The organism is Phascolarctobacterium succinatutens CAG:287 (assembly GCF_000434895.1).
Lineage (GTDB): Bacteria > Bacillota > Negativicutes > Acidaminococcales > Acidaminococcaceae > Phascolarctobacterium_A > Phascolarctobacterium_A succinatutens_A.
In genome coordinates this window covers 1-11,879 of the sequence record NZ_FR892741.1, presented here as the reverse complement: position 1 = coordinate 11,879, position 11,879 = coordinate 1, and the positions used below count along the sequence as shown (strand labels likewise).

Annotated in this window: 11 protein-coding genes; 7 read left to right on the top strand and 4 right to left on the bottom strand. The window is 47.7% G+C overall.

Features of this window, described 5'->3' with window-relative positions; translation table 11 throughout:
* Positions 1–281: 281 nt before the first annotated feature.
* Both BN587_RS00230 and BN587_RS00225 read right to left on the bottom strand, forming a co-directional pair.
* Positions 282–488 (bottom strand): cold-shock protein, encoded by a 207-nt coding sequence (locus BN587_RS00230; protein ID WP_021719170.1) that lies wholly within the window; start codon positions 486–488, stop codon positions 282–284.
* A gap of 125 nt (positions 489–613) precedes the next feature.
* Complete coding sequence (locus BN587_RS00225; protein WP_303684762.1) at positions 614–1,261, bottom strand: YczE/YyaS/YitT family protein; 648 nt, start codon at positions 1,259–1,261, stop codon at positions 614–616.
* Between the two features lie 197 nt (positions 1,262–1,458).
* On the opposite strand from BN587_RS00225, the gene BN587_RS00220 reads away from it, so the two are divergent.
* The 6 genes from BN587_RS00220 (at position 1,459) to pdxT (ending at position 7,891) form a co-directional block, all read left to right on the top strand.
* Positions 1,459–2,430, top strand: coding sequence for a YybS family protein (locus tag BN587_RS00220; protein WP_021719168.1), 972 nt, complete (start codon positions 1,459–1,461; stop codon positions 2,428–2,430).
* A 60-nt stretch (positions 2,431–2,490) separates the two neighbouring features.
* Positions 2,491–4,539 (top strand): DHH family phosphoesterase, encoded by a 2,049-nt coding sequence (locus BN587_RS00215; RefSeq protein WP_049897113.1) that lies wholly within the window; start codon positions 2,491–2,493, stop codon positions 4,537–4,539.
* On the top strand, positions 4,511–4,957 hold the full coding sequence (rplI, locus tag BN587_RS00210) for a 50S ribosomal protein L9 (protein WP_021719166.1): 447 nt from the start codon (positions 4,511–4,513) through the stop codon (positions 4,955–4,957). Before BN587_RS00215 ends, rplI begins: the two co-directional genes overlap by 29 nt.
* 334 nt (positions 4,958–5,291) lie before the next feature.
* Positions 5,292–6,050, top strand: a complete 759-nt coding sequence (locus BN587_RS00205; protein WP_049897112.1) for a sulfite exporter TauE/SafE family protein — start codon at positions 5,292–5,294, stop codon at positions 6,048–6,050.
* A 393-nt stretch (positions 6,051–6,443) separates the two neighbouring features.
* A complete protein-coding gene (gene pdxS / locus BN587_RS00200; protein ID WP_021719164.1) occupies positions 6,444–7,316 on the top strand; it encodes a pyridoxal 5'-phosphate synthase lyase subunit PdxS in 873 nt (290 codons plus the stop codon).
* Positions 7,316–7,891 (top strand): pyridoxal 5'-phosphate synthase glutaminase subunit PdxT, encoded by a 576-nt coding sequence (pdxT, locus tag BN587_RS00195; RefSeq protein ID WP_021719163.1) that lies wholly within the window; start codon positions 7,316–7,318, stop codon positions 7,889–7,891. Before pdxS ends, pdxT begins: the two co-directional genes overlap by 1 nt.
* Here the strand turns inward: pdxT and BN587_RS00190 are convergent, their stop codons facing one another.
* Positions 7,892–9,307, bottom strand: coding sequence for a PLP-dependent aminotransferase family protein (locus BN587_RS00190; protein WP_021719162.1), 1,416 nt, complete (start codon positions 9,305–9,307; stop codon positions 7,892–7,894).
* A 268-nt stretch (positions 9,308–9,575) separates the two neighbouring features.
* On the opposite strand from BN587_RS00190, the gene BN587_RS00185 reads away from it, so the two are divergent.
* Positions 9,576–11,042: a bifunctional metallophosphatase/5'-nucleotidase gene (locus tag BN587_RS00185; protein WP_021719161.1), complete on the top strand. Its 1,467-nt coding sequence runs from the start codon at positions 9,576–9,578 to the stop codon at positions 11,040–11,042.
* An 88-nt stretch (positions 11,043–11,130) separates the two neighbouring features.
* Here the strand turns inward: BN587_RS00185 and BN587_RS00180 are convergent.
* Positions 11,131–11,879: patatin-like phospholipase family protein (locus BN587_RS00180; RefSeq protein ID WP_044483859.1), on the bottom strand; the 749-nt coding region annotated here is incomplete at its 5' end.

The following is an 11,879-nucleotide window of genomic DNA, read 5'->3' as shown; positions in this document are numbered from 1 at the left end:
CCAGTATTGGGGGTACATATCACAATTGCTGACGGCTGTTATTACTGTCTTGTTTTTGCTTACTCATTGCCTACAAAAACGCGACAATACTTTACTTAAATTTAACATAAAATTTACTAAACTGCAAGATAATTCCCGAAAGTCACACAGTTTTTTTGAGATTAGCAAGCATTGATGTTGTGTAGCCTGTTCCAGTGAAGTGCATTGTTATCTTAAGAATATCTCTAGGCATTTTTGCAGCAAAAAAATACCGGCAGTCAAACTGCCGGTGCAGGAGCGTTTTAAACAATCGGAGTAACGTTGAGCGCCATGAGGCCATGCTTGCCGCGCGTCAGATGATAGGAAACACGCTGGCCCTCCTCCAGGCAGCGATAGCCGTTCAGGTGGATGGCAGAAAAATGCACGAAAATCTCCTGGCCATTGCCTGCTGTGATAAAACCATATCCTTTATTGTTATTAAACCATTTTACTGTACCAATACTAAGCATAAGCGAGCACCTTCTTTTATAAATATTATTCTAACAGCTGTTGTAAGAGATTATAGCACATAACATGACAGAATACAAGTAATATTCAGAAAATTAAAAATAAAAAATTAGAGTAAGAAAAATTCTTACTCTAAGATGCTCCATTTGTCAAAGATATGCAGATTATTGCTGTAAAGCTGTATCCAGCGGCCAACGAGAAGAGCAGCGGCAATTGTGCCTAAGCCAACGCCACGCATGACGCCGAAGTGCATAAAGGAAATTGCCAGGCTGATAGCGACCAGCGTACAGTCGAAGCAGTTTTTGATGATGCTGAATTTAATTTTGCTGACGAAGGCGATAACCAGGACGATGCCCTCGCCGGCAGCAACAAAAATTTTAGCGCGGATGCAGAGAAAAACACCGAAGGCAAGGATGATGGTACTCAGTATGCAGTCAAACCATTGCCAGAACAACGTATCAGGTACTACCCAGTCCAGCAGGCTTATTGAAAAATCTATGCAGTAGCCGAAGGCGAGCAGTGTTGCCAACTGGCCCAACAGCTTACGCCAGTAAAATTGCCGCAGCAGGATGGGCTGGGCGATGATAAAAAGTAAATTCATGACGATGGTTATTTCACCTATGCTCCAGGGCATGAACATACTCATAACCCATGGTACGCTGGAAATAGGTGAAGTACCTAAATCGGCCTTACAGGAAAGAGCGATGCCGATGGTCATGGTAAAGATACCGACGAGAAACATGCAGCAGCGCTGCGGAAAATATTGCTTGTGCAAGCTAAGAACCCCTTTGAAAAAAATAAAAGACGCTTATGTACAGCAATTAATGCCAGACAAGAGCGTTTTTAATATTATACCATTTTTATATGAAATGCGCAAGGCTGAGCTTTGTAAGGCGTAAAGCCTTTGCTTTTCAGCGGTTGATGTAGTACAATAATATATTGAAGAAATATATCCATAAAGGAGGATAACCTGTGATTCGTAAAACATCTGCCATGGTTGAGGCCGGTATTTTAGCTGCCGTTGCCATCGTTATGGCTTTAATAAGTATGTATGTGCCTGTGCTTGGTGCTTTTGTTAATTTAGTCTGGCCCTTACCGATAGTCATCTGTGGCTGCCGTCATGGACTGAAGTGGAGCATTATGACGCTGTTGGTTGCTACAGTGATTATCGCGATGATTATCAGCCCGATTAATGCCTTTTTCCTGGCGGCCATTTTTGGCCTTTTGGGCCTGATTTTGGGCGAGTGTATGCGACGTCATCTGCCGCCGATGAAAATGATGCTTTATGGCAGTGTTGGCGCAATAATTGCGCTGGTCCTGAACATTGTGCTGAGCTTCTGGGTACTGGGCATTGACCCGATTGAGATGATGTTCAGCTCCTTCCACCAAAGTCTGGAGCAGCTGACAGTTTATTGTCGCGAGCATGGTATGAGCGAGGCTGATATCAAAAAGACTGTCGACGGTTATGCTGAAATGCTGCGCATGATGCGCATTATCATGCCGGGTGCTTTCTTTATGTGTGCGCCTTTGATGGCCTTTGTAAACTACATGGCTGCCAAAAAGATTTTGACGAAGCTGGGCGAAAGCTTTCAAGCCTTCCCACCGTTTACAATGCTGCAGGTTCCCGGTTGGATTTTGTGGCCCTATGCTGCTTCTCTGTTTGCAGTAACCTATTATTATCAGCATGACCAGGCCAGCTGGATGTATACGGTTTCTGTCAATGTGCAGACTGTCTGCAGCTTTGTGCTGGTTTTGCAGGGCATCGTGCTGCTGTACTGGTTTGTCGAAACTAAGCATAAGCCGCGTTGGTGGGCTAATATCGGTGTAGCGTTGCTCTTTATTGTACCTATCTTTACGCAGATTATGGTCTACGTAGGTGCCTTTGATATTGTTATGGATTTCAGGAAAATCCGTCCTGCAAGCAGATTCAGAAAACAAAATTAAAGTTCGGCCGCCTGTGCCGGATTTGAGGTGAAAATAATGTTCAGTAGGTTTAACCGGAATATGAATTCCAAAGCGGATACTAATATTTATTTGCTGATAATTGTGCTGCTGGCAGTATTGGTCTGCTATTTGCAGCCTAAGCTGATTATTCCGGCGCTGATTATTTTTGGTATTATCTACTATTTCAGCCGCCAGAACCTTATCAACAGGGAAATCTTTTTCAGCAGCTATCTGGATAATATTATCCGCAATATTGAACGTACCAACCATTTTGCGGTGCGCAAGCTGGATGTAGGTATTGCTGTTTTTTCTAAGGATGGCAAGCTGCAATGGAAAAATGAATTATTTGCCTCCTGGACCGGAAAAAGCAATCTGGAGGGCAAAAAGCCGGAGGAGATTCTGCCGTTGGCGCAGAATGCCTTTGAGCTGATGCGCGTGCGTGATGGTGAGCAGGTTATCCAATTTGAGGATCACTATTACCGTATGCGCTATTACAGTGTAGAGACGCAGGAGCATCATAACAAAAAGGAAGATACCTCCAGCGGTCTGATGCTGTTTTTAACAGATATTACAGATTATGAGCTGTTGCGCCAGAAATGCAGCAATGATAAGCTGTGCCTGGCCTATGTGCGCTTTGATAACTATGAAGAGGTTATGCGTGGTTTGAGTGAAACCAATATGGCTAACTTAAATGGCGAAATCAATGAGCTGCTGACGAAGTGGGCTGCCTCCAAGCAGGGCTTTATATGCCGCATGAATAAGGAAAGCAGCTTGATGGGCTTTTACCAATCTGCCGTTATGGATATGATGGAAGATAAGTTCATGATTCTTGATAAGGTGCGCGAAATCCGCAGCGGCAATAAAATACCGCCGACCGTAAGCATTGGTGTAGCCTGCGACGGCGTTACGCTGGAGGAGCTTATCGGCAACGCCAACAAAAGCTTGTATTTGGCATTGGGACGCGGCGGCGACCAGGCTGTTGTTATGAAGGATAAGAATACGCAGTTCTTTGGCGGCACGAGCAGTGTTGGTGCCAAAAGTACGCGTGTGCGTGCCCGTATTGTGGCGCAGACGATTCATGAGCAGATGCTGCAGGCTGACCGTATTTTTGTTATGGGACACGTGAACGAGGATTATGATGCCATCGGTGCTACCATTGGTATGGCCAAGCTGGGACTGTCGCTAGGCAAGGAAACATTTATTGTCAGCAGCGAGCATAATGCCTATTATAAGCGTATTACCGAAGTGCTGGATAACGAGAACATCATTCTTTCGGCTAACGAGACCAAGTATATAGATATAATGTATAGTGGCGCAGATGCTTTACCGCTGATTACCAATAAGAGCCTTTTGGTTATTGTCGACCATCACCGTGAGGTGCTTTCGGCCAGCAAGGCTGTGCTGCAGGCAGCCAAGAACCGCATTATTATTGACCATCATCGTCGTGCCGAGGATATTATCGGTGATACAACACTGCTGTATCTGGAGCCCTCCAGCTCGTCTACCAGTGAGCTGGTAACGGAGCTGATTGGTTATTTTGATGACAGACTGGATATTACCCCGGCGGAGGCAACTGCCTTGTATGCAGGTATTGTCCTGGATACGAAAAACTTTAATGTGCAGACAGGCGAGCGAACCTTTGAGGCTGCCGCTCTGCTGCGCCGCTGCGGTGCCAACCCGAATCTGATACGCCAGCTGTTTAAGGATGACTTGAGCTTTGTACAGCAGAAGGCTAAGCTGATAGCTGGAGCTAAAATGCCGATACCCGGTTTATCTATTGCAATTATGCGTAATGCAGATAATGATACTATGTCTTCCGTGCTTGCCGCGCAGACAGCGGATACTCTGATTACCATTGAGAGTGTAGCTGTAGGCATGGCAATTGTTGAATATAAAGATGGTTCCCTGAGCATAAGTGCCCGCAGTGACGGCAGCGTCAATGTGCAGGTAATTATGGAAGAGCTGGGCGGCGGCGGTCATCAGACGGTGGCCGGTGTGCAGCTGGCAAATAAACGTGCCAGGGATGTAGAAGCGCAGATTATTGCGCTGACTAAAAAACAGTTAGAGGAGTGTCGAACAGATGAAAGTAATTCTTTTACAAGATGTTAAAAGCTTAGGCAAAAAAGGTGAAATTGTAGAAACTGCTGAAGGCTATGGCCGTAACTACCTGTTGCCGCGTAAATTGGCTAAGGAAGCTACCGCAGCTAACCTCAACCAGGCAAAACAGGATCAGGCAACCGCTAAGCATCGTGCAGCTCAGGCTAAGGATGAGGCTGTTGTTCTGGGCGCGCAGGTAGAAAAGGTTGTAGTAACCATGAAGGTACGCGTGGGCGAAAACGGTAAAATGTTTGGCTCCGTAACCTCCAAGGACGTTGCCGAAGCTTTGATTAAGCAAACCGGTCTGAACATTGACCGTCGTAAAATCGAGCTGAAATCCGCAGTTAAAGGCTTAGGCGAATACACCGCTGTTGCTAAGCTGCATACCGATGTAACTGCTACCTTCAAGGTTATGGTAGTTGCCGAATAATTTCAGAACGAAGCTGATGCATGTGGCAGTCGCCGGTGGCGGCTGCCGCTTTTTCTTGTGAGCCCTGTTACCTTCCACTCTTGACGGCTGCAAGGGCATGATGCTGCCCTGGCTGGCGGTAGCTGGGAAAAATTAACTTTTCCTAAGTAATTTATATCACAGGTACTTCCGTTTTTGATTATTTAGGTGTAAAATATTTGCTGTTCCGCAATTGTTTTTGAATACTTGCGGAATATATGAGAATACAGGTCAAAAGATGATTTTGACCGACGAGAGATTAAAAAAAACTAAGCTAATCTGCAATGAGAATTATGAGAGAATGAGAGGGATGCAGATGGAAGTAGCAGGCTTTTTGGCCTTAGGTATTTTAGTTGGCTTATTGGGGGCGCTTTTAGGCATTGGCGGCGGTATGGTGATTGTACCGCTTCTGGTTTTTGCTTGGGATTATGAGCCGCAGCTGGCCATCGGCACTTCGGTGCTGGTGGTATTGCTGAATGCTGTTTCGGGGACTTGGGGGTATATCAGGCAGAAGAAGGTTTGCGTAGATGCGGCCTTGAAATTTGCCGTGGCTACCGTTCCCGGTGCATTTTTAGGCAGCTATGCCGCAGAATATCTGCAGGGCAGGCTTTTTTATCTGGTGTTTGGCGCTTTCTTTGTGCTGGCAGCGATAAATATGTATCGTAAGGCCAATAAGGAGGCGGCGGGTAAGACGGCCGGCGAGGTGCCGGAAGTCTATAACTGGAAGCTGGGCGTTCTTTGCAGCGTCGGTGTGGGTTTTTTAGCCAGCATTTTGGGCATAGGCGGCGGTATCGTCCACGTTCCCTTTATGGTTTATGTACTGAATTTCCCGGTGCACGTGGCCATTGCTACTTCTACCTGCATTTTGGCAGTTTCCTCGCTTGCAGGCTTAGTTTCGCATGCTATGCTGGGGCATATTGTGTGGACCAGCGGTCTGGCGATTGGTGCGGGTGCCTTTGTCGGTGCTCAGGGCGGTGTAGCCTTGGCGCAAAGGCTGCAGTCCGGCATTTTGATGAAGCTGGCGAGTGTACTGGTGCTGATTACCGGCATTAAATTTTTGATGAATGCTCTATAAAGTGCAGTATGTTTATAATTAAATATAGTGCAGTAATAAGAGTTCAGTTTTGCATAAAAATGTGAGACCAGATGCAAAAGTAATGGCATCCGGCAGTTGTAAAATGCTATTGCCGTTGTTATGAAGAAGGAAGATATGTAAATGCAGTATTGAACTTGCTGAAGATACGCAAAAGCAGTCGCCATCATCGTTGATGATAAAGCGACTGCTTTTTTTGCTGTCTGCTGCAACGCTTCAGGCGTTGCTTAGCATGATGTTGGTGTAAGCTGTGAAAATACCGATATTAAAACTGAACATAGTAAATTGACGAGAAATGAATATACTAATAAGCTCAGATATAGGTATAATACTACACATAACCTATTATTTGCATATATATTGGAGGTATTCACAATGAACGAACGTTATAAATTAAATGCACAGCTGGCACAGATGTTAAAGGGCGGCGTAATTATGGATGTTACGACACCGGAACAGGCGCGTATTGCGGAGGCAGCAGGTGCCTGCGCTGTTATGGCACTGGAGAAGATTCCTGCCGATATCCGTGCGGCAGGCGGCGTAGCACGCATGAGCGACCCGAAGCTGATTAAGGAAATTCAAAACGCAGTTTCTATTCCTGTTATGGCAAAGGTGCGCATCGGTCATTTTGTAGAAGCGCAGATCCTGGAGGCTCTGGAGATTGACTATATCGACGAGAGCGAAGTGCTTTCTCCGGCTGATGATGTTTACCATATCGATAAAACTAAGTTTAACGTACCGTTTGTCTGCGGTGCCAAGGATTTGGGCGAAGCATTGCGCCGTATTAACGAGGGTGCATCCATGATCCGTACCAAAGGCGAGCCCGGTACCGGTGATGTAGTGCAGGCAGTACGTCATATGCGCAAAATGAATCAGCAGATTGCGCAAATCGCTGCGATGGAAGAAAACGAACTGTTCAACGCTGCCAATGAGCTGCAGGTACCGTATGATCTGGTAGTTTATGTACACGAGCATAAACGTTTGCCGGTAGTAAATTTTGCAGCAGGCGGCGTAGCAACTCCGGCGGATGCAGCACTGATGATGCAGCTGGGTGCCGAGGGCGTATTCGTAGGCTCCGGTATTTTCAAATCCGGCGACCCGGCAAAGCGTGCGCAGGCCATTGTTAAAGCAGTAACCAACTTCAACGATGCCAAGATGCTGGCAGAGCTGTCCGAGGATTTGGGCGAAGCTATGGTAGGCATCAACGAGCAGGAAATTCAGCTGCTGATGGCGGAGCGTGGTAAATAATGAGAATCGGCGTTTTAGCACTGCAGGGTGCGTTTATTGAGCACGTGCAGGCCTTACGTCAGCTGGGTGCGGAAGCTGTAGAGCTGCGTCAGCTGCCGGATTTGGAGCAGCCCTTGGACGGTATCGTCCTGCCGGGCGGCGAAAGTACGGTGCAGGGCAAGCTGCTGCATGAGCTTGGTATGTTTGCACCGCTGCAGAAAAAAATAGCGCAGGGCTTGCCGGTGCTGGCAACCTGCGCAGGTATGATTCTGTTGGCGAAAAAGCTGACGAACGACAGTAAGGTGCATTTGGCAACCATGCCGATTACCGTGAAGCGTAATGCCTACGGCAGACAGCTGGGCAGCTTTTATACCGAGGCTGAATTCGGCAAGCTGGGCAAGGTACCGATGACCTTCATCCGTGCGCCTTATATTGACAGCGTGGGTGAAGGCGTAGAGGTGCTTGCTGCAGTGGATGAGCATATTGTGGCGGCACAGTACGGCAAGCAGCTGGCGCTGGCCTTTCATCCGGAGCTGGACGTAGCCAAAAGCACGGCAATCCACGAATATTTTGTCAGCCTGTGCGCTGCAAAATAATTACAGCTTCAGATAAGGCTTTAGCACGGTAAACAGAGTGTCTAAGGCCGGATACAGCTTATCATCCGCCAGACCGGTGTAATTCATCAGCAGGGTGTGCGAGCTGTCACCGACCTTTTCATGATAATAGTCCGAAAGAAATTTAATCTGAATGCCCTTGGCAGCAGCAGCCTGCACAAGCTGGGAATCCTTGGCGTCGGTAGCCAGATGCAGCAGAAAATGCAGACCGCTGTCCTCGCCTTCTACTGTAAGTGCGGGAGCAACGTCGGACTGCGTGAGATACTGCAGCAGACGGTCGCGCTTACTGCGGTAGTAGGTGCGCATTCTGTTGATGTGGCGTTCAAAATAACCGTCCTCGATAAATTTAGCGAGCGTAAACTGCTCAAAATTAGATACAGTACAGGAATAAAAGCCCAGCTTGTCATAAAACAGCGATGCCAGGTGCGGTGGCAGCAGCATGTAGCTGATACGGAAGGTTGGTGCCAGTGTTTTGGAAAAGGTGTTGATATAGATAACCTTTTCCTCGGTATCAATGCTTTGCAATGGCGGAATAGGCTTGCCGAACAGGCGGAATTCGCAGTCGTAATCATCTTCGATGATATAACGGCTGCTTTTTTTTGCTGCCCAGCGCAGCAATTCGTAGCGACGGCTGACGGGCATAACAATACCGGTAGGGAACTGGTGCGAAGGGCTGATATGCAGAATATCGGCGCCGCTGTTTTCCAAAACGTCGGCGCGGATGCCCTGGGCATCCATCGGCAGATAACGGCAGAAAACATCGTTGGCCTGATAAGCTGCTGCCAGCTGCGGGTAGCCGGGGTTTTCCAGTGCGTAGACGTGACTGCGTCCCAAAAGCTGCACGATGAGGTTATACAGCGTCTGCGTGCCTGCGCCGATGATAATCTGCTCGGGTGCAACGTTCAGACCTCGGAACTGGTAAAGATGTCGGGCGAGCGCCTGACGCAGCGGCAAAACGCCGCCGGCGCTGGTGTCGCTGATGAGGGCGTGTTCGTCCGCAGTTGTGAGAGTGTTGCGCAAAAGGCGCGCCCAGATGTTATAGGGAAAGGTGTCCGGCGGTACGCTGCTTTTGGCGAAGCTGACGCTTTGCGCCGCTGCTTGTGTTTTGAGTGACGGCGCTGCTTTGCGTTCTGCTTTTTGCGGCAGAGGCTGCTGCTCAATGCGCGCTACATAGTAACCGCGCTTGGGCTGCGAATAGATATAGCCTTCGACAACGAGCTGGGTGTAGGCATTTTCCACGGTGATGAGGCTGATGCCTAAATTTTTGGCCAGCATGCGCTTGGAGGGCAGCTTTTCCTCGGCATGCAGGACACCGTTGGTAATATCATTTTTGATGCATTTGTAAAGGTGGGTGTACATGCTCTCACCCTGTAAATTGGCAAAGCTGTAGGTTAGCATAGCTTGTAATCCTTTCTTAAGTAGCAAGCTCAGGTATAAGTTTTGACTATATCGAAAATCTGCATAATAGAATAATTGATAAGTTCAGATGCAAATATGATACTATGTATTGGCTTAAAAGTAAAGCAGGCAGAAAAATAGTGCCAAATAAGGCAAAAAAACAGCCTATCCTACCCGAAAAACGCCTTTGGGGTAGGGGCAAATTACCGGGATTACCTTATAATAGAATTACACAAAATACAATAGCTGCAGGAAGCGAGGTGTAACCATGAAAAATTTAAAGAAACTGACACTCTTACATTCCAATGACCTGCATGGTGATTTCTTAGCTGAGAGAATTGATAATAAGCTTGTTGGTGGTGTATCCATGCTTTCCGGCTATATCAATAAGGTTCGCGCAGAAGAAGAGAATGTAATTTACTGCATCGCCGGGGATATGTTTCGTGGCTCCGTAATCGACGCGGAATACAAGGGTGTGTCGACCATAGAGATTATGAATTTGTTAGGTCCGGACGTTGTGACCATTGGTAATCACGAGGTTGATTACGGGCTGTCGCATCTGCTGTTTATCGAAAAGTGCGCTAATTTTCCGATTATCAATGCTAATTTCCATATCCGCACGAATAATAAGCGTCTTTTTCAGCCGTTTTATATCGCACATATCGATGGTATGAAGATTCTCTTCATCGGCATCATTACCGAGGACGTACTGGCACAGACGAAGATGGATAAGGTAATCGGTTCCTTTGTAGATATCTGCGAGGCGGCAGAGGAAATCGGCCGTATTTGTAATACATATAATCCGATTGATATTGACTTCACGATTATTCTTACGCATATCGGCTTTGAAGAGGATAAAAAGCTGGCAGCAATGCTTGATCCAGCTTGGGGTGTTGACGTTATTATCGGTGGTCATTCGCATACCTTTTTGGAGCATCCGGTAAAGGTTAATGATATTCTTATCGTACAGGCAGGAACAGGCACGGACCAGATCGGCCGTTTTGATATTATGGTAGATACCGACCTGAATGCGGTGAATACCTATACCTGGTCGACTGTGCCTATCGATGAAACCCATTGCCCGCGTGATGAGAGCCTGGAAAACTTCATTATGCACTACAAGGATTTGACAGATAAAAAGTACGGCAGACTGGTTACCCGCTTTGCCCGCAAACTGGAGCATCCTTCGCGTGTGGAGGAAACTCCGTTAGGCAGCCTGGTAGCGGATGCACTGAAGGAGAGCCTGGGCATAGATGTTATGCTGATGGGCTCCGGTGCAATCCGCAGCTATAATCTGGGACCGGTAGTGCTGTACAGCGACTTTACCGAATGCTTCCCCTATGATGAAGCTGTATATATGCTGCCGGTTACCGGTGAGCAGCTGACGCGCATGATTAAGCGCTTCCTGCGCGAGGAGGCCTTTACTGGCGAGCATACGGAATTTTATCAGCTGTCGCAGGGAATGCATGTAGTATGGAGCCGCAGCGGCCAGTGCTTCAAGGAGCTGACATTTGAGGGTAAGCCTTTGGGAGCGCAGCAGATTTACAAGATTGGTCTGTGCAAATATCACTACAGCAGCCTGAAGCCGTTTTTGGATATTACGCTAGAGGAGGTTGAAGCCAACGGCAGAGTACGCGTGCTGGCAACCTCGTATCGCGATGTGATTGAGGAATACTTTATGACGCATCAGCACCTCAAACGTGAAATTGAGGGACGTCTGATTATTGAGGAATAATTGTATAAAAGCGTCAGGCAGACGTAAAAAGGACCGTCACGGCAAGTGGCGGTCCTTGATGCTTTGGGTAATAATTTGCGCTGTGATTTCAGTGGAAAGCTTCCAGCTCCTTGATTTTTTCGATTGCGGCAAGTCCGCAGCCGATGCCGTGGTCATGCAGTGCCAGCAGCTTGTGCGGCTTGATATCGAATTTATCAATCGTAAGCGGAAGCTGCGGGCGGATGATGACAGCCTTGCCCTCACGTTCCATTTTTTCGACAGCCTCCAGCTGCTCGTTGTAGAGCTTGGGACGCTGCTCCATAATTTCCCACAGCTTGGGATATTTTTTGTACACTGATTTGAGCAGAAATTTGGGCACGCCCTTTTTCTTGCGGTAGCCTTCGTTGCGTGTGAGCACTACAACCAGCTTTTTGTAGCCTGCGTCGAGCGCTCTTTGGTAGGGAATGGGTGCGAGCAGTGCACCGTCGAGCAGCGCACGGCCTTCATGCTTGACGACAGGGGCAACGAAGGGCATGGAGGAAGAAGCGCGCACAGGAATAAAATCCTGGCCCAATGCTTTCTGGTCATACCAGACACTTTCGCCGTTGACGATATCGGTAGCGGCTACCTGCAGTACGCCAGGATAGGCGCGGTAGGCAGCGTAGTCGAAGGGTAAAAGCTGCTTGGGCAGCTCATTGAAGATAAAGTCAAAGCCGAAGATGCTGCCGCTTTTAATCCAGTTACGCACACTGAAGTAACGCTTATCGGTGACGTAATGCTCGATAATCTGGCGTGTGCGCAGCGGTTGGGCAGACATATATGATAAAATATTGCAGGCTCCGGCAGAAACGGCGGTTA

Excerpts from the sequence above, each read along its gene's own strand:
- BN587_RS00185 (WP_021719161.1), top strand. The coding sequence starts at position 9,576 with ATGAAAAATTTAAAGAAACTGACACTCTTACATTCCAATGACCTGCAT.
- rplI (WP_021719166.1), top strand. The coding sequence starts at position 4,511 with ATGAAAGTAATTCTTTTACAAGATGTTAAAAGCTTAGGCAAAAAAGGT.
- BN587_RS00230 (WP_021719170.1), bottom strand. The coding sequence starts at position 488 with ATGCTTAGTATTGGTACAGTAAAATGGTTTAATAACAATAAAGGATAT.
- BN587_RS00190 (WP_021719162.1), bottom strand. The coding sequence starts at position 9,307 with ATGCTAACCTACAGCTTTGCCAATTTACAGGGTGAGAGCATGTACACC.
- pdxS (WP_021719164.1), top strand. The coding sequence starts at position 6,444 with ATGAACGAACGTTATAAATTAAATGCACAGCTGGCACAGATGTTAAAG.
- BN587_RS00215 (WP_049897113.1), top strand. The coding sequence starts at position 2,491 with ATGAATTCCAAAGCGGATACTAATATTTATTTGCTGATAATTGTGCTG.
- pdxT (WP_021719163.1), top strand. The coding sequence starts at position 7,316 with ATGAGAATCGGCGTTTTAGCACTGCAGGGTGCGTTTATTGAGCACGTG.
- BN587_RS00205 (WP_049897112.1), top strand. The coding sequence starts at position 5,292 with ATGGAAGTAGCAGGCTTTTTGGCCTTAGGTATTTTAGTTGGCTTATTG.